27 protein-coding genes and 2 tRNA genes are annotated in these 26360 nt (G+C 42.8%); 8 read left to right on the top strand and 21 right to left on the bottom strand.

Features of this window, described 5'->3' with window-relative positions:
- Positions 1 to 44: 44 nt before the first annotated feature.
- From truB to rlmE, 12 genes are all read right to left on the bottom strand, one after another.
- Positions 45 to 998: a tRNA pseudouridine(55) synthase TruB gene (truB, locus tag PSF42_RS11405; RefSeq protein WP_125890670.1), complete on the bottom strand. Its 954-nt coding sequence runs from the start codon at positions 996 to 998 to the stop codon at positions 45 to 47.
- Complete coding sequence (rbfA, locus tag PSF42_RS11400) at positions 998 to 1408, bottom strand: 30S ribosome-binding factor RbfA (RefSeq protein WP_125890671.1); 411 nt, start codon at positions 1406 to 1408, stop codon at positions 998 to 1000. The genes truB and rbfA overlap by 1 nt, the downstream gene beginning before the upstream one ends.
- A gap of 86 nt (positions 1409 to 1494) precedes the next feature.
- Entirely contained in the window at positions 1495 to 4233 is a 2739-nt protein-coding gene (gene infB, locus PSF42_RS11395; RefSeq protein WP_125890672.1) for a translation initiation factor IF-2, read from the bottom strand.
- A 23-nt stretch (positions 4234 to 4256) separates the two neighbouring features.
- Positions 4257 to 5765 (bottom strand): transcription termination factor NusA, encoded by a 1509-nt coding sequence (nusA, locus tag PSF42_RS11390; RefSeq protein ID WP_125890673.1) that lies wholly within the window; start codon positions 5763 to 5765, stop codon positions 4257 to 4259.
- Positions 5766 to 5788: 23 nt separating this feature from the next.
- Positions 5789 to 6241, bottom strand: coding sequence for a ribosome maturation factor RimP (rimP, locus tag PSF42_RS11385; protein WP_125890674.1), 453 nt, complete (start codon positions 6239 to 6241; stop codon positions 5789 to 5791).
- A 252-nt stretch (positions 6242 to 6493) separates the two neighbouring features.
- Positions 6494 to 6570: transfer RNA gene (locus PSF42_RS11380), tRNA-Met, on the bottom strand.
- A 59-nt stretch (positions 6571 to 6629) separates the two neighbouring features.
- Positions 6630 to 6719, bottom strand: a tRNA-Leu gene (locus PSF42_RS11375).
- A 115-nt stretch (positions 6720 to 6834) separates the two neighbouring features.
- A complete protein-coding gene (gene secG, locus PSF42_RS11370; protein WP_125890675.1) occupies positions 6835 to 7179 on the bottom strand; it encodes a preprotein translocase subunit SecG in 345 nt (114 codons plus the stop codon).
- A gap of 219 nt (positions 7180 to 7398) precedes the next feature.
- Positions 7399 to 8736, bottom strand: coding sequence for a phosphoglucosamine mutase (glmM, locus tag PSF42_RS11365; protein WP_125890676.1), 1338 nt, complete (start codon positions 8734 to 8736; stop codon positions 7399 to 7401).
- A 4-nt stretch (positions 8737 to 8740) separates the two neighbouring features.
- On the bottom strand, positions 8741 to 9577 hold the full coding sequence (folP, locus tag PSF42_RS11360) for a dihydropteroate synthase (protein ID WP_125890677.1): 837 nt from the start codon (positions 9575 to 9577) through the stop codon (positions 8741 to 8743).
- A gap of 67 nt (positions 9578 to 9644) precedes the next feature.
- Positions 9645 to 11636 (bottom strand): ATP-dependent zinc metalloprotease FtsH, encoded by a 1992-nt coding sequence (ftsH, locus tag PSF42_RS11355; protein ID WP_125890728.1) that lies wholly within the window; start codon positions 11634 to 11636, stop codon positions 9645 to 9647.
- A gap of 57 nt (positions 11637 to 11693) precedes the next feature.
- Positions 11694 to 12323 carry a 23S rRNA (uridine(2552)-2'-O)-methyltransferase RlmE gene (gene rlmE, locus PSF42_RS11350; RefSeq protein ID WP_102138213.1) on the bottom strand — a complete coding sequence of 210 codons (630 nt, stop codon included), beginning with the start codon at positions 12321 to 12323 and terminating at the stop codon, positions 11694 to 11696.
- A 135-nt stretch (positions 12324 to 12458) separates the two neighbouring features.
- Here rlmE and yhbY point away from each other — a divergent pair, with 135 nt between their 5' ends.
- Positions 12459 to 12752 (top strand): ribosome assembly RNA-binding protein YhbY, encoded by a 294-nt coding sequence (yhbY, locus tag PSF42_RS11345; RefSeq protein WP_004905914.1) that lies wholly within the window; start codon positions 12459 to 12461, stop codon positions 12750 to 12752.
- Positions 12753 to 12870: 118 nt separating this feature from the next.
- On the opposite strand, the gene greA is transcribed toward yhbY, so the two are convergent.
- The gene (greA, locus tag PSF42_RS11340; RefSeq protein WP_125890678.1) at positions 12871 to 13347 is read right to left on the bottom strand and encodes a transcription elongation factor GreA; all 477 of its coding nucleotides are present in this window, start codon (positions 13345 to 13347) and stop codon (positions 12871 to 12873) included.
- Between the two features lie 244 nt (positions 13348 to 13591).
- On the opposite strand from greA, the gene dacB reads away from it, so the two are divergent.
- Complete coding sequence (gene dacB / locus PSF42_RS11335; RefSeq protein WP_213913373.1) at positions 13592 to 15040, top strand: serine-type D-Ala-D-Ala carboxypeptidase; 1449 nt, start codon at positions 13592 to 13594, stop codon at positions 15038 to 15040.
- Between the two features lie 60 nt (positions 15041 to 15100).
- Here dacB and cgtA read toward each other — a convergent pair whose 3' ends face one another.
- The 3 genes from cgtA to rplU form a co-directional block, all read right to left on the bottom strand.
- Positions 15101 to 16276 carry an Obg family GTPase CgtA gene (cgtA, locus tag PSF42_RS11330; protein ID WP_125890680.1) on the bottom strand — a complete coding sequence of 392 codons (1176 nt, stop codon included), beginning with the start codon at positions 16274 to 16276 and terminating at the stop codon, positions 15101 to 15103.
- 165 nt (positions 16277 to 16441) lie between these two features.
- Complete coding sequence (gene rpmA, locus PSF42_RS11325; protein ID WP_004905922.1) at positions 16442 to 16699, bottom strand: 50S ribosomal protein L27; 258 nt, start codon at positions 16697 to 16699, stop codon at positions 16442 to 16444.
- 19 nt (positions 16700 to 16718) lie between these two features.
- Positions 16719 to 17027: a 50S ribosomal protein L21 gene (gene rplU, locus PSF42_RS11320; RefSeq protein WP_004905925.1), complete on the bottom strand. Its 309-nt coding sequence runs from the start codon at positions 17025 to 17027 to the stop codon at positions 16719 to 16721.
- 334 nt (positions 17028 to 17361) lie between these two features.
- On the opposite strand from rplU, the gene ispB reads away from it, so the two are divergent.
- Entirely contained in the window at positions 17362 to 18333 is a 972-nt protein-coding gene (ispB, locus tag PSF42_RS11315) for an octaprenyl diphosphate synthase (RefSeq protein WP_125890681.1), read from the top strand.
- 40 nt (positions 18334 to 18373) lie between these two features.
- Here ispB and PSF42_RS11310 read toward each other — a convergent pair whose 3' ends face one another.
- Both PSF42_RS11310 and PSF42_RS11305 read right to left on the bottom strand, forming a co-directional pair.
- Positions 18374 to 18736, bottom strand: coding sequence for a DNA-binding protein (locus PSF42_RS11310; protein ID WP_125890682.1), 363 nt, complete (start codon positions 18734 to 18736; stop codon positions 18374 to 18376).
- 130 nt (positions 18737 to 18866) lie between these two features.
- Entirely contained in the window at positions 18867 to 19214 is a 348-nt protein-coding gene (locus PSF42_RS11305; protein ID WP_125890683.1) for a DNA-binding protein, read from the bottom strand.
- Between the two features lie 516 nt (positions 19215 to 19730).
- Here PSF42_RS11305 and PSF42_RS11300 point away from each other — a divergent pair.
- A complete protein-coding gene (locus tag PSF42_RS11300) occupies positions 19731 to 20003 on the top strand; it encodes a helix-turn-helix domain-containing protein (protein ID WP_115168092.1) in 273 nt (90 codons plus the stop codon).
- Positions 20004 to 20145: 142 nt separating this feature from the next.
- Here the strand turns inward: PSF42_RS11300 and mdh are convergent, their stop codons facing one another.
- Positions 20146 to 21084 (bottom strand): malate dehydrogenase, encoded by a 939-nt coding sequence (gene mdh, locus PSF42_RS11295; RefSeq protein WP_125890684.1) that lies wholly within the window; start codon positions 21082 to 21084, stop codon positions 20146 to 20148.
- 493 nt (positions 21085 to 21577) lie between these two features.
- On the opposite strand from mdh, the gene argR reads away from it, so the two are divergent.
- Complete coding sequence (argR, locus tag PSF42_RS11290; protein ID WP_004907450.1) at positions 21578 to 22048, top strand: transcriptional regulator ArgR; 471 nt, start codon at positions 21578 to 21580, stop codon at positions 22046 to 22048.
- Positions 22049 to 22133: 85 nt separating this feature from the next.
- On the top strand, positions 22134 to 22595 hold the full coding sequence (locus tag PSF42_RS11285; protein WP_272680033.1) for a DUF6122 family protein: 462 nt from the start codon (positions 22134 to 22136) through the stop codon (positions 22593 to 22595).
- On the opposite strand, the gene mpl is transcribed toward PSF42_RS11285, so the two are convergent.
- Positions 22592 to 23974 (bottom strand): UDP-N-acetylmuramate:L-alanyl-gamma-D-glutamyl-meso-diaminopimelate ligase, encoded by a 1383-nt coding sequence (gene mpl, locus PSF42_RS11280; RefSeq protein WP_125890685.1) that lies wholly within the window; start codon positions 23972 to 23974, stop codon positions 22592 to 22594. The two genes, PSF42_RS11285 and mpl, sit on opposite strands and share 4 nt — an antisense overlap.
- Before the next feature lie 163 nt (positions 23975 to 24137).
- Here mpl and fbp point away from each other — a divergent pair, with 163 nt between their 5' ends.
- Together fbp and ppa are read left to right on the top strand one after the other, a co-directional pair.
- The gene (gene fbp, locus PSF42_RS11275; protein WP_004905947.1) at positions 24138 to 25145 is read left to right on the top strand and encodes a class 1 fructose-bisphosphatase; all 1008 of its coding nucleotides are present in this window, start codon (positions 24138 to 24140) and stop codon (positions 25143 to 25145) included.
- A 187-nt stretch (positions 25146 to 25332) separates the two neighbouring features.
- Positions 25333 to 25863, top strand: a complete 531-nt coding sequence (ppa, locus tag PSF42_RS11270) for an inorganic diphosphatase (RefSeq protein ID WP_102138224.1) — start codon at positions 25333 to 25335, stop codon at positions 25861 to 25863.
- Positions 25864 to 26009: 146 nt separating this feature from the next.
- On the opposite strand, the gene PSF42_RS11265 is transcribed toward ppa, so the two are convergent.
- On the bottom strand, positions 26010 to 26357 hold the full coding sequence (locus tag PSF42_RS11265; RefSeq protein ID WP_004907442.1) for a gamma-glutamylcyclotransferase family protein: 348 nt from the start codon (positions 26355 to 26357) through the stop codon (positions 26010 to 26012).
- Positions 26358 to 26360: the final 3 nt, after the last annotated feature.

The following is a 26360-nucleotide window of genomic DNA, read 5'->3' as shown; positions in this document are numbered from 1 at the left end:
GCCGCTATTCTACGCTGCTTAAGGCAGCAAAGCAATAAGCGCCACTATGCGGACGGTTCATTTTCCACGACCAAACGCTTCGGTGCAAGTCGGCCATCTTCGCTGATAAGAGCAATACCGATAAATCGTTGCGCTTCACCGCAAGTGACACGTACCATACACCCCTCTTCAAGGGCTTGGACTGCGGCTCTCACAGGTTGACCCTGTTTGAAATAAGCCGCTGTTTCTTCTGTAATATTTACTGCTGGAAAATGAACAACTGCGGTATCCATTGGCAATAATAAAGCGTCAAGCAAGGACTCAAAAGAACCTTCACCCTCATCGACTTTTGCCCGTAAAGCGGCTAGTTGCTCCAATGTTACCATTCGCTCATAAGGATAGTTAGCCACTTGCACTCGACGCAGGTAAATGACATGCGCACCACAGCCTAACATCTCACCTAAATCATCGATAATTGTACGAATATAGGTGCCTTTAGAGCAGTGTATTTCCAGTTCTAATTCATTATTTTCTAAACGAATAAACTGTAATTCATACACTGTAATTGGACGAGCTTCACGTTCAACGGTAATACCTTTACGCGCATATTCATACAATGGACGACCTTGGTGTTTCAACGCTGAATACATTGAAGGAACTTGTAATGTATCACCACGGAAAAATTCTAAAGCATCATCCAGTTGCTGCTGTGTAAACTCTACGTTACGCTCACTGATAATTTCGCCATGTGAATCTGACGTATCAGTACGCTGCCCAAGACGAGCAATGACGCGATAACGTTTATCTGAATCGAGTAAAAACTGGGAAAATTTCGTCGCTTCGCCGAGACAAACAGGCAACATACCGGTTGCGAGAGGGTCAAGTGCCCCTGTGTGCCCAGCTTTGTTGGCATTAAAAAAGCGCCGCACTTTCTGCAGCGCATCATTTGAAGAAATATCCGTGGGTTTATCCAGCAGCACTACACCGTCAATATTACGGCCGCTACGACGACGCCCCATTATTTTTCCTCTTTACTATCTGTATCAGCACGACGCTCTTCGTCATGGCGAATGACATTCGATACCAAGTTAGACATACGCATACCATCGACTAATGAGTTATCATATTCGAACGTTAACTCAGGAATGATACGTAAGCGCATCGCTTTCCCAATTAATGAACGAATGAAACCCGCTGCTTCATTTAATGCTTTGATACCATCAGCAACCATCTCTTCTTCGCTTTTATCGTTCGCGATATTAAAGAAAGTCACAAAGACTTTACCGTACGCAAGATCGCGAGATAACTCGACACCTGAAACAGTCGCCATACCAATGCGCGGATCTTTAATCTCACGCTGTAAAATGATCGCAATTTCTTTTTGCATCTCTTGCGCAACGCGCTGAGCTCGGCTGAATTCTTTTGCCATCGTCATGTCTCCTGACAATAAAGGGGGCAATCGCCCCCTTATTAACACTATTTTGTAGTCACGATGCTTCGTGGGTTCTCACAAAATTAACCGTCGATAGAACGCTTAACTTCAATGACTTCGAAGACTTCGATCATATCGCCAACGCGAACGTCGTTGTAGTTCTTAACGCCGATACCACATTCCATACCGTTACGAACTTCACTGACGTCATCTTTGAAGCGACGCAGTGATTCTAACTCACCTTCGTAGATAACAACGTTATCACGTAATACGCGGATTGGGTTATTACGTTTGATGGTGCCTTCAGTAACCATACAACCAGCAACTGCACCGAATTTTGGTGATTTAAACACATCACGGACTTCTGCAAGACCAATGATTTGCTGTTTGTATTCAGGCGCTAACATACCGCTCATCGCTTGTTTGATTTCATCAATCAAGCTATAGATAACAGAGTAGTAGCGTAAGTCAACGCTTTCACTTTCAATGACACGACGTGCAGAAGCATCAGCACGGACGTTAAAGCCTAAAATGATAGCATTCGATGCCGCTGCTAATGTTGCGTCAGTTTCAGTGATACCACCAACACCAGAACCGATGATTTTAATTTTAACTTCATCAGTCGACAGCTTCATTAGAGAGTCAGTAATCGCTTCACAAGTACCTTGAACGTCGGTTTTCAGAACGATGTTCAGCTCAGAAACTTTACCTTCTTCCATGTTAGCAAACATGTTTTCCAGTTTAGATTTCTGCTGACGAGCGAGTTTAACATCACGGAATTTGCCTTGACGATACAGGGCAACTTCACGGGCTTTTTTCTCGTCGCGTACAACGGTCGCTTCATCACCTGCCGAAGGCACGTTAGATAAGCCTAAAATCTCAACAGGCATTGAAGGCCCTGCAGACTGAACGTCTTTACCTAATTCATTACGCATAGCACGAATACGACCGTATTCGAAACCACACAGGACGATATCGCCTTTGTTCAGTGTACCTTCTTGAACTAAGATTGTCGCAACTGGGCCACGACCTTTATCCAGATAAGACTCAACAACCACGCCACTCGCCATACCGGTATAAACCGCTTTAAGTTCTAATACTTCAGCTTGCAGCAACAGCGCATCAAGTAAATCGTCAATACCTGTACCCACTTTCGCAGATACACCAATAAATTGAGTATCACCGCCCCATTCTTCAGAAATAACACCGTACTGAGACAGTTCATTTCTAACGCGGTCTGGGTCAGCTTCTGGCTTATCAATTTTATTCACTGCAACTACGATTGGAACACCCGCTGCTTTTGCGTGCTGGATAGCTTCGATAGTTTGTGGCATTACACCATCGTCCGCTGCAACAACCAGTACAACGATATCCGTTGCCTGGGCACCACGAGCACGCATGGAAGTAAACGCGGCGTGACCTGGGGTATCTAAGAAGGTAATCATACCTTTGTCAGTTTGGACGTGATACGCACCAATGTGCTGAGTAATACCGCCCGCTTCACCTGACGCCACTTTCGTTGAACGAATGTAGTCAAGTAAAGAAGTTTTACCGTGGTCAACGTGACCCATGATGGTGACAACTGGTGCGCGAGGCTCTTGCGCTGCAGAACCAGTATCACGGTCATTCATTACTGATTCTTCTAACTCGTTCTCACGACGCAGAATCACTTTATGACCCATTTCTTCTGCGACTAGCTGTGCAGTTTCTTGGTCAATCACTTGGTTGATAGTCGCCATTGCGCCCATCTTCATCATCGTTTTGATGACTTGAGAACCTTTTACTGCCATTTTATTAGCAAGTTCACCAACCGTGATTGTTTCACCAATCACAACATCACGGTTAACCGCTGCAGCTGGCTTAGTAAAGCTTTGTTGCAAAGAACTGCCTTTACGTTGTTTACCTTTACTGCGACCTGAACGGCCCGCGGCGCGTTCTTCTTCGCGATCTGCCTTCTCAGAAAGTTTATTACCTTTCTTTTGGCGAGGTGCTTTTGCAGTACGATTACGTGAACGACGGCCTTCTTCTTTCTCATCACTTTCATCTTCAGCCGCGCGAGCGTGCGTCGACGTTGTGGTGTGATAATCGCTGTCTTCGTCAGTTTTCGTTTCAGCAGTCCACTTTTCACCGTTTTCTTCTGCCATTTTGCGTGCTTCTTCAGCTACGCGACGCGCTTCTGCTTCAACTTTGCGCTGAGTTTCTTCTTCAGCTTTACGTTTTAGCTCCGCAGCTTCAGCTTCACGGCGTTGTTTGTCGGCATTACTTTCTACAGCTTTGCCTGGTTTTTGTTGATTTTCGCTTGGTTTCACTTTTTCTCTTTCCGCTGCTTCGCGCGTAGCTTTATCTGCTGCTTCACGTTTTGCTTTCTCTTGGGCTTCACGTTTTGCCTTTTCTTCCGCTTCACGTTTAGCTGTTTCTTCTGCTAATCGTTTAGCTTCTGCTTGACGTTGTGCCAGTTCTTCAGCTTCGCGCTGTGCCTGCTCTTCCGCCTCACGCTGCGCCTGCTCTTCCGCTTTTGCTTCTTCAGCATCACGGTTCACATAAGTGCGTTTTTTGCGGACTTCGACATTTACCGATTTGCTTTTGCCACCGGTGACGGGGACACTCAGCGTACTACGAGTTTTGCGCTGTAGTGTCAATTTGCTTGGCTGACCCGTTGCACCGCCTTGTTCACGGTTTAAATGGCTCAGTAAAGCTTCTTTTTCTGACTGGCTAACAGAGTCATTCTCACCTTTTTTGATCCCTGCTTCAGCAAATTGCTGTACCAGGCGATCAACTGTGGTTTGAATTTCCGTTGCCAATGTTTTTACAGTTTCTGTCATGCCGTTCCTTCCTGCTACAGTGTTTACGCATCGTTACCGAACCAGCAAATATTACGTGCGGCCATGATGAGCGTACCTGCTTTCTCATCATCCAGACCTTCAATATCAATCAGGTCGTCGATGCCCTGCTCAGCAAGATCTTCCAGTGTACAGATTCCACGTGTAGCCAAATTATAGGCAAGAGTATGATCCATACCTTCAAGATTCAACAAATCTTCTGCTGGCTGATTATCACCGAGGCTCTCTTTTTGAGCCAATTCTATTGTGGTGAGGGCCGCTTTCGCTCTTTCACGTAGAACTTCAACAGTCTCTTCATCAAGACCATCAATTTCCAGAAGTTCATTAATAGGCACGTAAGCCAGTTCTTCTAACGTCGAGAAGCCTTCTTCAACAAGTGCAGTGGCAAACTCTTCATCAATATCAAGATGCTTGGTGAATGTATCAATAGAAGCATGTGCTTCTGCCTGATGTTTTGCATTGAGCTCTTCTGCGGTCATGACATTTAATTCCCATTTGTCATCACCACGGTGTTTTTTCAGTAACTGAGCTGCCAGACGCACGTTTTGACCGTTACGCCCAATGGCTTGTGCCAAGTTACTACTTTCTACGGCAACATCCATCGTACATTTGTCTTCATCGACGACAATAGATGCAACATCAGCCGGAGCCATAGCATTAATAACGAACTGAGCTGGGTTATCATCCCATAACACAATATCAATTCTTTCGCCGCCTAGTTCACTAGAAACGGCTTGAACACGTGCGCCACGCATACCAACACAAGCACCAACTGGGTCAATACGCTTGTCATTAGTTTTTACTGCGATTTTTGCACGAGAACCTGGATCACGGGCAGCGGCTTTGATTTCAATAATTTCTTCGCCAATTTCTGGCACTTCAATGCGGAATAATTCAATCAACATTTCAGGGCGAGAACGCGTAACAAAAAGTTGTGCGCCGCGTGCTTCAGGACGAACATCATACAGGACTCCGCGGATACGGTCACCTGGACGGAAGTTTTCACGTGGCAACATATCTTCACGCAGAATAACCGCTTCCGCATTATTGCCTAAATCTAACGTGATATTTTCACGGTTCACTTTTTTTACCTGAGCAGTGATAATTTCACCTTGTTGCTCACGGAATTGGTCAACAACCATAGCACGTTCTGCTTCGCGCACTTTTTGCACGATAACTTGCTTAGCTGTTTGAGTGGTAATACGGTCAAATACAACAGACTCGATTTGGTCTTCGACATACTCTCCAAGCTGCAGCGCAGGATCTTCGTATTGAGCCGCTTCCAACGTAATTTCACGTGTTGGCATTGTGACTTCTTCCACAATTAACCAACGACGAAACGTGTCGAAATCACCTGATTTACGGTCAATTTCCACACGGACATCAATTTCTTGCTCGTATTTCTTTTTAGTCGCCGTCGCTAATGCAGTTTCCAGAGCCTCGAAGATTTTTTCACGAGGGAGGGATTTTTCGTTAGAAACCGCTTCTACAACAGCCAGAATTTCTTTATTCATCCTAGTTGCCTCATTGAACTTTATTAAAAGTGGGGTACCAAGTTAGCTTTCTGGATGTTGCCGAGGGCGAACACCTCATCCTTACCATCTACAGTAACCGTAATCATTTCACCGTCTATGGCCTTAATAATACCTTGCCACCTACGGCGGTTCTGCATTGCTATACGCAAAGTCAATGCTACCTCTTCACCCATAAAACGCTCGTAATGCGCAATTGTGAATAATGGGCGCTCAAGCCCTGGTGACGAGATTTCCAGGTTATAAATGACAGAAATTGGATCTTCAACGTCCAATACTGCACTGACCTGATGGCTGACATCAGCACAATCATCAACAGTGATGCCTTCTTCACTATCGATGAAGACACGCAGTGTCGATGTGCGACCACGGATAAACTCTAAGCCAACAAATTCAAAGCCTAGCGCCTCCACCGGTGCTGAAATCATCTCTGTTAATTTCTGTTCTAATGTGGACAAGGCCACCCCCAGACATAAAAAAAGGGCTATAAAAGCCCAGTTAATTCGATTGTCAAATAACAAAAAACCCCGAAATTCGGGGCTTTATGCAACTGGACCCTGTAGTGCACGGGTTCACCATATTCTTATTATACCTGTAAAATCTAGAGAAATCGATGAGAAATTTTGAGAGCTATTAGATAACTACACTTGATTACTACACCGGATAACTACTATAGACCACGATACTGACAAGGTATGTTGAATAAGAAATGGTTGCGGGAGCCGGATTTGAACCGACGACCTTCGGGTTATGAGCCCGACGAGCTACCAAGCTGCTCCATCCCGCGTTCGAAAACGTGTCATATTCTACACAGATAACCTGTAAATCACAAGCCATCTTAAATAATGGTGCCGAGGACGGGACTTGAACCCGTACGCCCGTTTTGTAGGCACTACCACCTCAAGGTAGCGTGTATACCAATTTCACCACCTCGGCACTGAGGCGAGGTTATCAATACTTAATCAATAACCTCAAATTTTAACTTCTTACTCATCGCTGAGTTTACTACTTAATGATGGCATTAGTCGCCTTCATTCGGGATCTTTCACACTTAACGAGGAATGTCGCTCGTTGGTGTAGCTGGTGCCGCCGGAACGTCTGTTGGTTGCTCGACTTTAGTAGGTTCACTAATGTTTTCCCACTTACTACCACTACCAGTTCCGTACTTGTTGGCAGTCATGTTGCCAAGTATTAAACTGATGATGAAAAACACAGCAGCCAAGATCCCAGTCATACGGGTCATGAAGTTACCTGAACCCGATGAACCAAACAGTGTTGCAGAAGCGCCCGCACCGAATGATGCTCCCATGTCAGCACCTTTACCTTGCTGTAACATGATCAGAGCAATAAGCCCGATAGCCGCTAGCAAGAATATAATTAAAAGAGCTACATACATTTGAGTTACCTATTCAGTTGCGGTGCATAGCGTAATGCTATGACCTTTATCACTGCACACCTACTCATTCGACCGTGAAGAAACACTCTTACGGGATTGAGCAGGTGCGAATACTAACCAAAGCTGAGCAGACAAGCAAGTCTATTTTAACTCCATTTGATTATTTGCAGAAAAAAACAACAAATCATCAAAATATTGCTCAGCTTCCCCAATAACAACTTAGCCAGCTGCTTTTACAGCATCAGCAATGCGGTTTGCCATTGCAGTCACATCAGCTTCGTTTTCACCTTCAACCATGACACGGATTAACGGTTCTGTTCCTGATTTTCTTAGTAACACACGGCCTTTTCCTGCCAATTGTTTTTCAACCTCTTCGTTTGCAGCAACGACCCCATCACTCTGTAATGGGTCATGTTGACCTTTGAAACGAACATTGACTAACACTTGAGGCAATAATTTCATGCCACTACATAAGTCATGCAAACTCATATGGTTGCGTACCATCGCACTTAATACCTGCAAGCCCGCAACAATACCGTCGCCGGTAGTCGTTTTATCTAATAAAATCACGTGACCTGAGTTTTCAGCCCCCATGCGCCAGCCTTTTTCCTGTAATTTTTCGAGCACATAGCGGTCGCCCACTTTTGCACGCTCGAAAGGAATTCCGAGCTGTTTTAGAGCGATTTCTAACCCCATATTACTCATTAATGTTCCCACTACGCCGCCTTTAAGCTGGCCTTGACGTAGCGCTTCACGAGCAATAATAAAGAGAATTTGATCACCATCGACTTTTTCACCGAGGTGGTCGACCATAATAATGCGGTCACCGTCACCATCAAATGCTAAACCGACGTGGGCTTTTTCTTCTAATACTTTTTGTTGTAGCTGACGAACATCCGTTGCACCACATTCTTCATTAATGTTGATCCCGTTCGGATCGCAACCAATAGTGATGACTTCAGCCCCTAATTCACGGAACACATTTGGTGCGATGTGGTACGTCGCTCCGTTTGCACAGTCAATCACAATCTTTAAACTAGCCAAACTTTGTTCGTTCGGGAATGTGCCTTTGCAGAATTCAATGTAACGTCCGGCAGCATCTACAATACGGTTTGCACGACCTAACTCAGCCGACTCAACGCAGGTAATCGGTTTTTCCATTTCAGCTTCAATGGCTTCTTCCACTTCATCTGGCAGCTTAGTTCCATCAATTGAGAAGAATTTAATCCCATTATCATAATATGGGTTATGAGATGCAGAAATCACAATCCCTGCTTCTGCACGGAAAGTGCGTGTTAAATAAGCGACTGCAGGGGTTGGCATTGGGCCTGTGAAAGAGGCAGATAGACCTGCTGCTGCTAAGCCCGCTTCTAATGAAGATTCCAACATATAGCCAGAAATACGCGTATCTTTACCAATGATAATTTTACGTGAGCCATGACGTGCAAGGACTTTTCCTGCCGCCCAACCTAATTTTAAAACAAAATCAGGGGTAATTGGGCTATCACCCACTTTGCCACGAATACCATCAGTACCAAAATATTTACGGTCGCTCATACGCTTATTTTTCCTTTTCTGACAGAGTCATCTGTACCACTTGCATCGCTTGCACGGTTTCTTTGACATCATGAACTCGAATGATGTGCGCACCTTGCATCGCAGCAATCACTGCACAAGTTAGGCTGCCGGCGAGGCGCTCTTGCGGTGGAACATTTAATAATTGTCCAATCATAGATTTACGTGACATCCCTGCCAATAGCGGTAGTCCGAAATTATGAAATTGTTCTAAGTTTGCCAATAACTGGTAATTATGCGACAAGTTTTTGCCAAAGCCAAAGCCTGGATCAAGGATAATTTGCTGTCTATCTATGCCTGCAGTCACGCATCGGGTGATTTCAGTGTTAAGATAGTCTTTTACTTCACGCACCACATTTTCATAATTCGGTGCTTCTTGCATTGTCCTTGGCTGACCTTGCATATGCATAATGCATACGGGTAAACCTGTTTTCGCAGCGACGTCTAGTGCATCCGGCTCATGAAGCGAGCGAATATCATTGATGATATGCATGCCTGCATTTGCGGCTTCCGCCATGACTAGTGCTTTAGATGTATCGACTGAAATCCACACATCAAAACGTTGTGCTATCGCTTCAACCACGGGGATAACCCTATCAAGTTCCTCATTCACAGAAACTTCGGCAGCGCCAGGGCGGGTTGATTCGCCACCAATATCAATGATAGCCGCACCGTGTTGGACCATTTTGGCCACATGTTCAAGCGCATCCTGATAACGATTATGAGTGCCACCATCTGAAAATGAATCAGGAGTAACATTCAAAATCCCCATCACCTTAGGCGTTGATAAGTCAAGGACACTGCCTCTCGCTTTGATCTGCATTGTTATTTTTCCTTAACGAAAAAAAACCCCAGCGAACTGGGGTCTTCGTATTTTATTTCACGACCGCTTATTGTGGCTTGCTGTCGTTATTGTCTGATGGGTTTGATTCATCAGCATTATTACTATTATCTGTCTTATTTGCTTCTTCAGTACTGTTTTTCGGCTCTTCAGATTGAGGTTTTTCAGCTGCGTTTGCTGCACCTTTACCAAATGTACCGGTCACATTACTGACTTTTTTGTCTTCATCCCAACCTGCAGGCTCACGAACTGGCCGACGATTCATTAAATCATCAATCATTGGCATATCGATAGTTTCATATTTTAACAATGCATCTTTCGTTGCATGTAGAATATCGATATTGTCTTCCAACGTTTTGTAAGCCAGTTGGTAACAGTAGTCTAAAATCTTCTTAATTTCTTCATCAACAATACGTGCTGTTTCATCAGAAATTCCAGAACCATTACCTGAAGAACGACCTAAGAACGCAGGGCCCTCTTCTTTCGAGTATTGCATTGGACCTAAACGGTCTGAGAAGCCCCATTGCGTTACCATGTTACGTGCAGTATTGGTTGCGAACTGAATATCGGAAGAAGCCCCCGTAGTGACTTTATCACGCCCATAAATCAGTTCTTCGGCAATACGACCTGCATAGGCTGTCGCAATCATACCTTCAAGTTTCAAGCGACTACGACTAACTTCATCACCTTCAGGTAAAAAGAATGCTACACCCAGCGCTTGGCCACGAGGAACAATGGTAACTTTGTGAACAGGGTCATGTTCAGGCATTAAATGACCGACAATCATATGGCCACCTTCATGGTAAGCCGTTGATTCTTTTTGTTCTTCGGTCATCATCAGAGAGCGACGCTCTGCACCCATCCAAATTTTGTCACGCGCTTTTTCGAATTCCACCATGGAAACAACACGCATATTTGCACGTGCAGCAAATAATGCAGCTTCGTTAACCAAGTTCGCCAATTCAGCACCTGAGAAGCCCGGTGTTGCGCGTGCAAGAATGAAAGTATCCACATTTGGGTCGATAGGAACACGACGCATATGCACTTTCAGAATTTGTTCACGACCGCGAACGTCTGGTAAGCCAACGACTACCTGACGGTCAAAACGACCTGGACGTAATAAAGCAGGGTCAAGTACGTCAGCACGGTTAGTTGCTGCGATTACAATGATCCCCTCATTACCTTCGAAACCGTCCATCTCAACCAGCATTTGGTTCAGTGTTTGCTCACGCTCATCGTGACCACCACCAAGACCTGCACCACGTTGACGACCTACTGCATCGATCTCATCAATAAAGATGATACAAGGCGCTGCTTTTTTCGCTTGTTCGAACATATCACGAACACGAGAAGCACCAACCCCCACAAACATTTCCACGAAGTCTGAACCGGAAATAGTAAAGAATGGGACTTTAGCTTCACCTGCGATAGCCTTCGCCAGTAAGGTTTTACCTGTACCAGGAGGCCCTACCATCAGGACGCCTTTGGGAATTTTACCACCAAGTTTTTGGAAACGAGCAGGTTCACGCAGAAACTCTACGATTTCGCCCACTTCTTCTTTGGCTTCATCACACCCAGCAACGTCCGCAAATGTAGTTTTGATCTGATCTTCTGTCAGCATGCGGGCTTTACTTTTGCCAAATGACATTGCCCCCTTGCCGCCACCGCCTTGCATCTGGCGCATGAAGAAAATCCAGACACCAATCAACAGAAGCATTGGGAACCAGGAAATAAAAATAGATGTCAGTAAGCTAGGTTCTTCTGGTGGTTCACCAACAACCGTCACATGCTTATTCAGCAAAGTATCTAACAGCTTCTCATCCTGCATAGGAAGATAAGTTGTATAGCGGCTATTATCAGCCTTTCTGACGTTAAGTTCACGACCGGTGATACGAACTTCACGTACCTGATCCTGGGCTAACTCATTGATAAACGTTGAATAATCAACTCTGCGACTATTCGAATCGCTTGGGCCAAAACTCTGGAACAAGGACATCAGAACAACTGCGATGACTAACCAGAGAATCAGGTTTTTCGCCATGTCACTCAAGGGATTAACCTCATATTACAACTGTGTTAACAAATAACGCTCAGGGTACTATAGTTTTAGCCCTGTCGCTACAATGTATACTTCACGCGATCGTGCCCGCGAAGATTCAGGTTTACGAACTTTTACTTTCGTAAACAGGGAGCGGATATCCCTAAGGTAATCGTCAAAGCCTTCTCCCTGAAACACTTTAACAATGAAACTTCCCCCAGGAGCCAATACAGAACGGCACATATCCAATGCTAATTCAACTAGATACATAGAGCGAGGAATATCAACCGCTGGTGTCCCACTCATATTTGGCGCCATGTCAGACATGACCACCTGTACTTTTTTGTCGCCAACGCGTTCTAACAAAGCGGCGAGAACGGCTTCATCGCGAAAATCCCCTTGCAGGAAATCAACACCAACGATTGGGTCCATCGGCAATAAGTCACAAGCAATAACCCGCCCATTATGACCTATTTGGCTAACAACGTATTGCGACCAACCACCAGGGGCTGCTCCTAAATCAACAACGGTCATACCTGGTTTAAAAATTTTATCACCTTGCTGGATTTCCTCCAGCTTAAACCATGCACGTGAGCGTAGCCCTTTTTTTTGTGCTTGCTGAACATATTTATCACTAAAATGCTCTTGCAACCAGCGACTTGAGCTTGCCGAACGTTTTTTATTGGCCATTGTGCTTTCCAACTATACTAAAAGAACTTCACCTAACTTGCTGCTTCTTTACCACCAAAAAGATATAATTGATGGTGATAGATATCAGATGGCGGTAGAATAAGCCATTTTCAATACTAACCAAGCAAAAAATCAATGAATCTTAATAAAAAACAAATTCAGCACCTAAAAAGTCTCGCTCACCACTTAAACCCTGTTGTTATGATCGGCAACAATGGTTTAACCGAAGGTGTTTTAGCTGAGATTGAACTCTCATTAGCGCATCATGAGCTTATCAAAGTCAAGATCGCAGGCGAAGACCGCGATACTAAAAATTTGATCGCTGATGCGATTGTTCGCGAAACTGGTGCAGTAAATGTACAAATCATCGGTAAAATTCTTGTTATCTACCGTCCTTCGGCAGACCGCAAAATCATTTTACCTAAATAATCCCCCATCATTTATATAAAAATGCCATTGAAAGCATGTTTTATATGGTGAAAAAGGCCGCCTGCGGCCTTTTTCTTTAAATCAGGGAAATAATATAACCAATTCAGGCAAATAGGAATCAGATATACTCAACTTTAAGAATTTCGAACTCGACATCGCCACCTGGGGTTTTAATCGAGACCGCATCATCAACTTCTTTGCCTACTAAGCCGCGTGCTATCGGTGAGTTCACTGAAATCAGATTGATCTTAATATCGGCTTCATCATCACCAACAATACGATACGTTAGCTCTTCGTCAGTATCAACATTCAATACTGTTACCGTTGAGCCAAAGATAACACGACCGTTATTGACCATTTTAGTGACATCGATCACTTGAGCGTGAGAAAGTTTACCTTCAATTTCTTGAATACGGCCCTCACAGAAACCTTGTTGCTCACGTGCTGCATGATATTCTGCATTTTCTTTTAAGTCACCGTGCTCACGCGCTTCCGCAATAGATGCAATAATTTCTGGGCGACGGACAGATTTAAGGAATTCAAGCTCTTCTCTTAGCTTATCCGCACCAAGTACCGTCATCGGGATCTGTTTCATTAATAAATACCTCGGTTCAATCCTATCTAAAAACAAGTATCTTCCTGATTTTGTAACAACAGTACACCGAACACCTACGTAAAACGGGGGTGTTCTAGTAAAAAAACGCAATCAGACTCATGTACTCATTTATCTTATCATAATGTACGCTATTTTAACTGAGACTTAATAACGGGTCACCGTTTACTTTCTTAGGCATTACACTTTAGTATGTATTATATGTCCACCCTAATGCGTGAAATATATGTCATTATTAACTTTAACCAGAAAATGGATAATCTCTTTAGGAATAACCTTAGCCAGTGCGCAAGCTCTAGCTATTCCTATTGATGAGTACAAACAATATTTACCTGATGGCACTAACCTTGCTCTGGTCGCGCAAAAAGTGGGAAGTAGTACTCCATTAATTGATTATAATGCGCAGCAAATGGCATTACCTGCAAGTACGCAGAAGGTTGTGACCGCTCTTGCTGCCCTGTTACAACTGGGGCCAGACTACCGTTTTATCACCAATTTTGAAACTGATGCAAAACTTAGCAACAACACGCTGACGGGTGATTTAGTGATCCGCTTCAGTGGTGACCCGACATTAACCCGCCAACAAATTCGCAATATGGCTAATGCATTAAAGCAGCTTGGGATCCATAAAGTGGATGGCGATCTCGTTGTTGATATTTCAGCTTTTACTAGCCATGACAAAGCACCCGGTTGGGTTTGGAATGATATGACCCAATGCTTTAGTGCGCCACCTGCAGCGGCTATTATTGACCGAAACTGTTTTTCCGTTTCTCTTTACCCCGCTGAAAAAGCAGGAGATTATGCATTCATTAAGGCGGCTAGTTTTTATCCTGTCAATATGTTCAGCGAAGTTAAAACATTAGCTAAAGGCTCCCCAGAAGCACGCTATTGCGAGCTTGATGTCGTCCCTGGTGAACTGAACCGCTACACCCTAACAGGTTGTTTAACTCAACGCAGTGACCCTCTACCACTTGCTTTTGCTGTACAAAACGGAGCGAGTTACTCTGGAGCGATTGTCAAAAATGAGTTAACCACCGCTGGCATTGAGCTAACAGGCCATGTAAAAAAACGTACATTCCAAGCACCTCAATCACAGGTATTAGTCAAAACTGAATCTAAGCCACTGCATGACTTGCTAAAAGTGATGCTAAAAAAATCCGATAATATGATAGCGGATACCGTTTTTCGTACTATTGGTCGAGAATATTATGGTGTTCCAGGAACTTGGCGGTCAGGATCTGACGCGGTAAGGCAAGTACTGAAGCAAAAAGCGGGGATCGACCTTGGCAATACCGTGATGGTTGATGGATCTGGTTTGTCCCGTCATAATTTGATCACGCCAGCAACGATGATGGAAGTTTTGCAATTTATCGCAAAAAACGATCAACAGCTTGATTTTATCTCCATGCTTCCGCTTGCAGGCCATGATGGCACATTGCGTTATCGCGGTGGCTTTGATGAGGCAGGAGTCAATGGTAAAGTTTCCGCCAAAACCGGGGCATTACAAGGGGTCTATAACCTCGCAGGCTTTATTACCACGGCGAGTGGGCAGCGAGTTGCCTTCGTGCAGTTTATTTCTGCGTATGCGGTACCACAAAACCAGCAGCGTACTCGTCGAGTTCCATTAGTACGGTTCGAAAGCCGCTTGTATAAAGATCTGTATCAGAAAAACTGATCACATCGATTTTAGACAGTAAAAAGGCGCTTTCGCGCCTTTTTACATTTCTAAGATAAACTATTTTTGGTAAATGATTTCGACACCTTCGTCGTCATCTTCATCCCAATCGTCATCCCAGTCATCATCAATATCATCAGCACCAGAAAGTTGCTCTTTGTGGTAGTCATCCCACATGAATTCAACTTTTTCAGGCTGCTGTGCATCTTCAGTGGTTGCCATATCACGCGGTTGAGTATTCATAAACTCCATGATATCCCAACACAGTGCTTTCACACCCTCGTGGTTAACCGCTGAAATCATGTAAAATTTATCTTCCCAGCCCATCGCTTTGGCAATTTCTGCTGCGCGCTCCGCTGACGCCTCTTCACCTAAAATATCAATCTTATTGAAGACTAACCAACGTGGTTTTGCTGCCAGCTTTTCACTGTATTTCTCTAACTCACTAATGATGATCTTCGCATTTTCGACAGGATCAGACTCATCGATAGGACAAATATCAACTAAGTGAAGCAAAACACGGCAGCGCTCTAAGTGTTTCAGGAATTGGATCCCAAGACCTGCACCTTCAGCTGCACCTTCGATCAACCCTGGAATATCGGCAACCACAAAGCTTTGTTCGTTATCCATACGCACAACGCCCAAGCTTGGGACTAAAGTGGTAAAGGGATAATCGGCAACTTTTGGCTTAGCGGCTGATACTGAACGAATAAATGTTGATTTACCCGCATTTGGCATACCAAGCATGCCCACATCCGCTAACAGCATTAACTCTAACAGTATTTCGCGGGTTTCCCCTTTTGTCCCCATTGTACGTTGACGTGGAGCACGATTTACTGAAGATTTAAAACGAGTATTTCCAAGACCATGGAAACCGCCCTTAGCGACCATGTGACGTTGTTCGTGACGCGTCATGTCACAGAGTATTTCGTTAGTCCCTAAGTCGCGTACACGCGTTCCTACAGGCACTTTCACTGTGATATCTTGACCACGCTTGCCCGTGCATTCACGGCTCTGGCCATTTTGACCACGTTCCGCACGAAATGATTTTTCAAAACGGTAATCGATTAACGTGTTGAGGTTTTCGTCCGCTTGTAAGTAAACGTCCCCACCATCGCCACCGTCACCACCGTCCGGTCCCCCTTTCGGGATGTATTTCTCACGGCGGAAGCTGACACAACCATTGCCACCATCTCCTGCCACGACCAATATTTTGGCTTCATCTACAAATTTCATAATTCTCTCTCCGCTTCTGAGCCGCATAACGCTGGATGGCTGTTCTACTCAGAGATGGTGCATCTTTAATACGTGTGTAGTTCATTAAAGATCAAATATCTGAATATAAAAAGCCCCGCAAAAGGTTTTTGCAGGGCTTTAATTCTGAATTAAAGGTCAGAAAACTTATTCAGCTTCGATGCTGATAAATTTACGATTGTTTGGACCTTTAACTTCAAATTTAACTTTACCGTCCGCTAATGCGAACAGAGTGTGGTCACGGCCACAACCTACGTTGTTACCTGCGTGGAACTTAGTACCACGTTGACGAACGATGATGCTACCTGCTAATACAGCTTCACCACCAAAACGTTTAACACCTAAACGTTTTGCTTCTGAGTCACGACCGTTACGAGTCGAACCACCAGCCTTTTTGTGTGCCATTAATCTGCTCTCCTAAATCTTAAGCGATGACAGTGATCTTAACATCAGTGAACCACTGACGATGACCCTGTTGTTTACGGCTATGTTTACGACGACGGAACTTGACGATTTTAACTTTTTCGCCACGACCGTGTGCAACCACTTCCGCTTTCACTTTAACGCCTTCAACGACAGGAGCACCGATTTGGATCTCATCGCCATTAGCAACCATTAGAACTTGATCAAATTCAACAGTTTCACCTGTTGCGATGTCCAGCTTTTCTAGGCGGACAGTTTGACCTTCGCTAACTCGGTGTTGTTTACCACCACTTTGGAAAACCGCGTACATATTAACTCCGCTTTCCGCGTACCCGTTAAATATTTCAATTCCAGAGCACGCTATAAAATATTCACAATAGGGCGCGAATTCTACGCAAAAAAGCATCAGAACACAAGCCAATAATGCGGTTAGATGACAAAAAATACGACTTTTTTCTCAATAACCGTTTTTGAGCATTGATTTAGTGCCTATTCACTCAATTGTTACTTATTTAAACATTTTTTGCATCACACCTGATAATCTTATAATTAATAATGTTATGCTAGAAAGATAACTGTTCTATCGGTCTCCCATTTTTTTATTTCGGGAATGAACCAAAAACTAATAATATGAATAAATTACAATGAATTTAGAATCTATCATTGAACTGACAACTGAGGATATGTCAGCGGTAAACGAAGCCATCCTCAGTCAATTGAATTCGGATGTTGCACTCATTAATCAGCTTGGTTATTACATCGTCAGTGGTGGCGGTAAAAGGATCCGGCCGATGATCGCAGTGCTTGCAGGTCGATCTTTAGGCTACTCGGGTCATAAACATACTCAAGTTGCTGCATTGATCGAGTTCATTCATACCGCAACGCTGCTACATGATGACGTCGTTGATGAGTCCGATATGCGTCGTGGAAAACAAACTGCAAATGCGGTTTTTGGTAATGCAGCGAGTGTCCTCGTGGGTGATTTCATTTACACTCGATCATTCCAGATGATGACGGATCTCGATTCAATGCGGGTGCTAAAACTGATGTCTGAAGCGACGAATGTGATCGCTGAAGGGGAAGTTTTACAGTTGATGAACTGCAACGATCCCAATATTACTGAAGAAAACTACATGCAAGTCATCTACAGTAAAACTGCACGTCTTTTTGAAGCAGCCGCCCACGCATCTGCGATTTTAGCGAATGCAACACCGGCACAAGAAAAAGCGCTACAAGATTATGGTCGCTATATTGGTACCGCTTTTCAGTTAATTGACGATCTTCTCGATTATGATGCAGACAATACTCAATTGGGGAAAAATACGGGTGATGATTTAGATGAGGGTAAGCCTACACTTCCCCTACTTCACGCTATGCAAAATGGTAATGAAGAAGAGTCCGCGTTGATCCGCCAAGCGATTGAGCAAGGCAATGGGCGCCACCTGTTAGATACGGTTCTGGCAACCATGAAACGCTGTGGTTCCCTTGAATATACCTATGCAAGAGCCCAAGAAGAAGCACAAAAAGCGATTGATGCCTTGAATGTAATTGAAGATTCAATTTATAAAGATGCATTGATCGGCTTAGCTTATATTGCAATCCAACGCCATTCTTAGTCACTAGAAAAGACAAAGTAGATCAAGAAAAGGGGAAACGTTATTTTTCCCCTTTGTCTTCTTCATCGATTTGAGCAAGTAGTGACGATAAGCCATAACGCAGGATATATTTGACTATTTTATTGCGCTCGGACTCTGTCAGTTGATAATACGCTTCTGACCAAATTTGCAATGCATCTGTTCTTTGGCTTTGGTAAATTACCGAAGGCTCATGTAAGCTAAGCTGCCCTTGGATTTCTCCCGGTAAGCTTTCAAAATAATACTCAACGGCTTTACCCTGTACCCCTCTTTTACGGCGGTTTTTCCAACCTTCTCGTCTTGCCATTAGGTTAATTCCCTGAGGAGATGTCGGGAGTCCTTCTAACCCAGCTAATTCTTTGGCAGTGAACCACAATTTTTTCATTTTTCAATTCACACTTATATTATGAAACCTGCTTTTCAGCCTACTAAAATGTCATCTGTTAAACCGTTTTTTAAATTCAATATAATATTATTTTTATATATTAATTATTTACACCTTAAGTAATTGTAAATTATTTATTATTAATTAAATTTATTAGCGCTAATGCCCCTTCGCGCATAATAAATGTCAGGATAATGTCTCGTTCTTGGCTGGAAAGCTGGTTATAAGCCTCTTGCCAAATAAAGGCATTATCATTTCGTTTTGCTTGATAAGGTGGTGAGGTTTCGTTAGCAAACTGACTTTCAAAAATATCGATAGGTAAAGAACTTATATGGTATTCCAGCGCTTTACCTTGAATACCTCTTCTTTTACGGTTGACCCAGTTTTCACGCCTTGCCATAGCATTAATACCTTGGGTTGTCATGGGAAGCCCTTGTAACCCAACCAACTCTTTTGCCGTTAGCCATTCCTTGTACATGCTGACCCTCCTAGTCATGATGACAATTTGATTTTCAGTTGTTGAAAACTATCTCTATTTTCTCAAAACCCCATTAACCTATTCGTTTTATTTATACCTATAAATAATAATATACAAATTATATTTGTTATTAGAATTCTAATTTCTTTTAATAACAGACAATTAAATAATTTACTCTCTAATAATTTAACTAATTTTATTAATTAATCTAGATATATTATGAGTTCAAGTAAAAAGTAGCATTAAATATGTTATTCCTATCCCTAACTAGAAAGAGTTAGTTTTAATAACAAAGATTTATCCTAACTCACAGTTATTCATTCTGACTTTCCATTTAATTTCATAAAAACCACGACAGTTTCATAAAATGAATTTTTAAGAAAAAATCAGAAATTATTTTGGGAAATTTCTGTTATTTTATTTCCAATAACGAAACGGATGTACTGAATGTACCATAATTTTCTGTTACTCGTACCATTAACTCTACATGATTCTAAGTGAAAAAAGGACTAAAAAATGATTTTACGGAAATCGGACTGGCACCCTGCAGATATCATTGCTGCTTTACGTAAACGTGGAACAACACTTGCTGCAATTTCACGTGAGGCTGGACTAAGCTCTTCAACGTTAGCTAATGCACTATCACGCCCTTGGCCTAAAGGGGAATGGATCATTGCAAATTTCTTAGCCATTCACCCTGCTGAAATTTGGCCAAGTCGTTATTACGACCCAATTACGGGGGATTTATTAGAAAGAAAAGTCAGAGTTAAAGCACCAGTGGAAGATTAGAAACTGCATGGGATATAGCGATAAGGCCGTGAAAAATCAATCAATGTATTCACGGCCTTATCTTTTGATAACAACCAAATAAAAAAGGTTGAGTTCCGAACGAAACTCAACCCTTCACAATTAGAAAAAGCGTTAATTGGCATTAGCCATTAATGAATTTTTCACCTAATTCGATATCTGCTTTTAATACATCTAGCATGTCTTTCAGCGCTTTTTCTTCAAATGCACTTAATTTACCAATTGGTAAATGTTTTTCGATACCGTTTCTGCCTAAAACGACTGGTTGTGCAAAGAAGCGAGCATATTCACCATCACCTTCAGTGTAAACACATTCAACCACATTGCTTTCACCTTGGAGACCACGAATTAACGATAAGCCTAAACGTGCAGCAGCTTGGCCCATCGATAAAGTTGCAGACCCACCACCCGCTTTCGCTTCAACGACTTCTGTACCTGCATTTTGAATGCGTTTAGTTAACGCTGCAACTTCTTCATCAGTGAAGCTAACACCTTCAATTTGAGATAACAGTGGCAGGATAGTCACACCAGAGTGGCCACCAATTACAGGCACTTCGATATCATTAACATTTTTGCCTTTTAGCTCAGCAACAAATGTATTAGAACGAATGATATCTAATGTCGTCACACCGAATAAACGGTTTTTATCATATACGCCTGCTTTTTTCAGGACTTCCGCAGCGATAGCAACGGTGGTATTCACTGGGTTAGTGATAATACCGATCAATGCTTTAGGACAGGTTTCAGCAATTTGTTGGATCAGATTACGGACGATACCCGCATTGATGTTAAATAAGTCAGAACGATCCATGCCTGGTTTACGTGCAACACCCGCAGAAATAAGAACAATGTCAGCACCTTTCAATGCAGGTTTTGCATCTTCGCCGGCAAAGCCTGTCACTTTAACATCAGTTGGGATATGGCTTAAGTCAGCAGCAACACCTGGAGTGACTGGTGCGATGTCGTAGAGGGAGAGTTCTGAACCTGCTGGGAGCTGGTTTTTGAGAAGAAGGGCGAGAGCCTGACCGATACCACCTGCTGCACCTAGGACTGCAACTTTCATTCTGAAACTCCTTAATTTGTACTTTTAAAAGATATCACTTTATTTGTTATACACTTAACACATTACGTATAAAAAACAATTTGTTAACAGATAGAGAGAGAGTTTAACGCAAGAGAACTTGTTTATTAATTGCCAGTATTCTAAACAAATTCCTTATCTGTTAATGAGATAACGGGCACTTTTTTAACAAATAGTTTTTCTGGGTGTTGCATTTCGCACAATAAGTTGTTTTTAGTGTATATTATTCAATCAAAAATATTTTTATTAACAATAAATTTACAGTAGACATCTGGAAAATTCATTGTTCTATTATGCTAATTTTTCATTTTCGCAATTTACTATAACTTAATACTTTTAACTACCAATCCAAAATGAGACGACTTAACCTTAAGTTATTCGCTGGTTACAAAATCATCATAACGCAATTTTGTTGCATAAAAATGCACTTTTACGGATAATACAACTTAATTCAATGCAAAAGAATGGGTTAATTATGCGCACTCCGTCTAAACAAGAAGACTTGGTTAAGGCTTTTAAAGCCCTACTTAAAGAAGAAAAATTTAGCTCGCAAGCTGAGATCGTCACAGCTTTGCAAGAAGAAGGCTTCGAAAATATTAACCAATCAAAAATTTCCAGAATGCTTACCAAATTTGGTGCTGTTCGCACCCGTAATGCAAAAATGGAAATGGTATATTGCCTACCTACAGAGCCTGGTGTCCCTACCGCTACCAGTCCACTCAAAAACTTGGTTTTGGATATAGACTATAACCCTTCTGTTGTCGTGATCAGAACGAGTCCTGGTGCTGCACAGCTTATTGCACGTTTGTTAGATTCATTAGGTAAAGCAGAAGGAATTTTAGGTAGTATTGCTGGTGATGATACTATCTTCTCAACACCCGCCAACAATTTCACCACAAAAGAATTATATGAAGCGATTTTAGCGTTATTTGAACAAGAGCTTTAATCTATTGATATACATTAGCTTAAGAGGGAAATTGATTTCCCTCTTATTGTTTTTGTCTGTTTCTATTCTATTTTGAGACATCATTTTGCTATTTGATATTTTCCGTAACGTCATACACTACGGTTTTCACTTCCTAATGCCAATTGCCTTTGGTTACCTATTTTGGCGAAAAAATTGGAAACTAGCGGCCCTGATAATGATTGCTACGATGGCTATCGATTTAGATCATCTGCTAGCTGATCCAATTTTCGACCCAGAGCGCTGTGGCATTGGTTTCCACCCACTCCATTCCTTTTGGGCTGCGGTTGTCTATGTCGTATTATTATTCATGCCATCATGGAAACTCAAAGCGATTGCGGTTGGCTGCTTGTTCCACCTTTTCACTGATTCACTAGATTGTTATATGGGAAGTTTAAAAAAAGAGATGAATAGCCCAATAACATTAAGTTTCATCACAGAGCCACACTCATTAAGTACGCCAAACATAAAAAAACCCAGCAATCATAAGGATCACTGGGTAATCGAGTATATCGCTAATAAAGCTTAATCATCTTGTTCTGTTTCTGCCTTTGCTTTCAAAGCTGCGAGCAATTTGCCATGAATGCCGCTAAAGCCACCATTGCTCATCACCAAAATATGATCGCCCGGTTGTGCGGTTTCAATAATCATATTGGTGAATGCCTCAATATCTGCGCTCCAACGAGCTGGTTGAACACATTTTTCAGCGATGTCTGTCACCATCCAAGGAATATTGGCGGGTTGGAAAAGAAACACTTCATCTGCACGGCCAAGCGCAGGCGCAATATCATTTTTATTGATACCCATTTTCATCGTATTCGAGCGAGGCTCGAGTACCGCAAGAATACGTGAAGTTCCGCCAACTTTGCTGCGAAGTGCTTCTAACGTTGCCAAAATAGCAGTTGGGTGATGCGCGAAGTCATCGTAAACACTGACACCATTTTCAACACCACGTAGCTCAAGGCGACGGCGTGCATTGATAAAACTATTCAAAGCGAGGCAAGCTTCTTTTACTGGAACGCCCACATGGTGAGCCGCTGCAATCGCCATCAATGCATTTTGGATGTTGTGGTTACCCACTTGTGACCAAGTGACTTCTCCAACTTTTTCCTGCTGGTAGTACACAGCAAAGTGGCTGCCGTCGTGGCTGAGTTTCTCTGCTTGCCATCCGCCGTGCTCCCCACCCACCAGCTCTTGCTCACTCCAGCAACCCATTCCAATCACTTGTTTTAAATGATTGTCGTTGTCAGGTGTGAAAATTTTGCCGCTGGCTGGCACAATACGTACAAGATGATGGAACTGTTTTTGAATCGCTTCGAGGTTTTCAAAAATATCCGCATGGTCGAATTCAAGGTTGTTCAATACCAAGGTTTTCGGGCTGTAATGCACAAATTTAGAACGCTTATCAAAGAATGCACAGTCATACTCATCCGCTTCAATAACAAAAAACGGGCTTTCACCAATCTTAGCGGAGACATCAAAATTCCCTGGAACACCGCCAATTAGAAAGCCAGGCTTGTAACCACAGTCTTCTAAGATCCATGCAAGCATTCCTGCAGTAGTCGTTTTACCATGGGTCCCCGCCACAGCTAGTACCCAACGTTCAGGTAACACGTGGTCATGAAGCCACTGTGGGCCAGATGTATACGGTAAGCCTCTTTCTAGAACAGCTTCGACACAAGGGTTACCACGCGTCATTGCATTACCAATCACGACCATATCCGGTATTGGGTCAAGTTGAGCCGGATCATACCCCTGAATGAGTTCAATCCCTTGATTTTCAAGTAATGTGCTCATCGGTGGATACACATTGGCATCCGAACCCGTCACTTTATGTCCTAAAGAACGAGCCAATATTGCTAAGCTTCCCATAAAGGTGCCGCATATACCTAAAATATGTATGTGCATTCTTTTTCATCCAATTAGCATGAGGTTGGTCACTATTCTACCCATCAAAAACAGGTTTATAAATGCATTAACCTATTAATCTTTTTTTTATTTAGTTAAACTCTTCCCGCGCGAGGGTAAATGCCCCGCAAAACCTCTGTCAATTTTATTCAGGACCTTCGTCATGAAAACATTAGGCGAATTCATCGTCGAAAAGCAACAAGATTTTCCTCATGCAACAGGTGAGCTGACTTCTTTATTATCAGCTATCAAACTGGGCGCTAAAATTATCCATCGTGATATTAATAAAGCTGGACTTGTCGATATTCTTGGCACTAACGGTGTTTCGAATATTCAAGGTGAAGTTCAGATGAAGCTTGACCTGTATGCAAACGAAAAACTAAAAGCGGCTTTAAAAGCACGCGGAGAAGTCGCCGGTATCGCCTCTGAAGAAGAAGACGAAATTGTCATTTTCGAAGGAGACCGCGCAGAAAACGCAAAATATGTTGTTTTAATGGACCCACTTGATGGTTCTTCGAACATCGATGTAAACGTTTCCGTTGGAACAATTTTCTCCATTTACCATCGTATTACACCGATTGGCCAACCGGTTACAGAAGCGGATTTCCTGCAACCAGGTAACCGCCAAGTGGCTGCGGGCTACGTGGTTTACGGTTCATCAACGATGTTAGTTTACACCACGGGTGTTGGTGTACACGCGTTTACTTACGACCCATCATTGGGCGTGTTCTGCTTGTCTCATGAAAAAGTGATGTTCCCATCAGAAGGAAAAATGTACTCCATCAATGAAGGCAACTATATCAAGTTCCCGATGGGTGTTAAAAAGTACATTAAATATTGCCAAGAAGAAGATAAAGCAACAAATCGCCCGTATACCACACGTTATATCGGTTCTTTGGTTGCAGACTTCCATCGTAACTTGCTCAAAGGGGGAATTTATATTTACCCAAGTACGGCAAGCCATCCCAATGGAAAACTGCGCCTTCTGTACGAATGTAACCCAATTGCATTTTTAGCAGAGCAAGCCGGTGGTAAAGCCAGTGATGGAGCAAACCGCATTTTAGATATCATACCTAGCGAATTACACCAACGTGCGCCGTTCTTTGTCGGAACAGAGTCGATGGTAGAAAAAGCAGAATCATTTATGCGTGAATTCCCTGACACGGAATAATCTAATTCATTAATTATAAGGCGGGGCTTCCCGCCTTTTTTGTTCCTTTTTTTCACCAACTAGTGAGTTTTGCCCCCTTTTACGGCTATAATGTCCCTCACGCTATCTACTCTATTATTTAATTTGCCTAAAAACGGCAACACATTAAAATGAGTAAATTCATTATTCACACAAAGGATACATTTAAATGGGCCTGAACAATGTACCGGCAGGTAAAGATCTGCCAGAAGATATCTATGTTATCATCGAGATCCCAGCGAACGCAGATCCTATCAAATATGAAGTTGATAAAGACTCTGGTGCGCTGTTTGTAGACCGTTTCATGTCAACCGCGATGTTCTATCCATGCAACTATGGTTACATCAACAACACCCTGTCTTTAGATGGCGACCCAGTTGATGTATTAGTTCCAACTCCATACCCATTACAACCAGGCTCAGTCATCCGTTGCCGCCCTGTTGGCGTCCTAAAAATGACTGACGAGTCTGGTGAAGATGCAAAATTAGTGGCTGTTCCGCACACTAAATTAAGCAAAGAATACGATCACATCAAAGATGTGAACGACCTGCCAGAATTACTGCGTGCTCAAATTACTCATTTCTTTGAACATTACAAAGATTTAGAAAAAGGTAAATGGGTTAAAGTTGACGGTTGGGAAGATGCAGCATCTGCAAAAGCAGAGATCATCGAATCTTTCGAACGCGCTGCAAAAAAATAATCACCCTTTAAGGGCATAATGAAAGCACTGGTTAATATCAGTGCTTTTTTATGGGCTCTAATAGGTTGATTAGGTCATAAAGTAAAAACGCCAGCTATTATTGCTGGCGTTTTATATTTTACAACTCGATAGCGAGTCTTAAACCGTTATACTTCTTCATCACGTTTCAACCAGTCGCCACTCTTTATTTGGCGTAGACCATCAACGGAATGTTTATATAGATAAATCCAAGCGTTGCCATACGGCGTTGGGATGAGCTCCCTCACATAGTCTTGAGAATTTTTCTTTAACTCATCTAACTCTGTCAAAATGGACGGGTTGATTCGATACACTTCGCACTCTATCGCCCCATCCCCTTTGACAACTGCTGGATAATATCCAAGATCATACAGTTCATAGCCTTCTAGCTTATGTTCACCGAGTAGCTGAGCATAAGTCATCCAGTGATGATTTCCTTGCTTTTGTCTTAAGCTGCCATAAACAATTACACGCATAAT

The sequence above is a fragment of the Providencia sp. PROV032 genome, assembly GCF_028484875.1.
Lineage (GTDB): Bacteria > Pseudomonadota > Gammaproteobacteria > Enterobacterales > Enterobacteriaceae > Providencia > Providencia rettgeri_E.
This window is presented reverse-complemented; position numbering and strand designations above follow the sequence as displayed.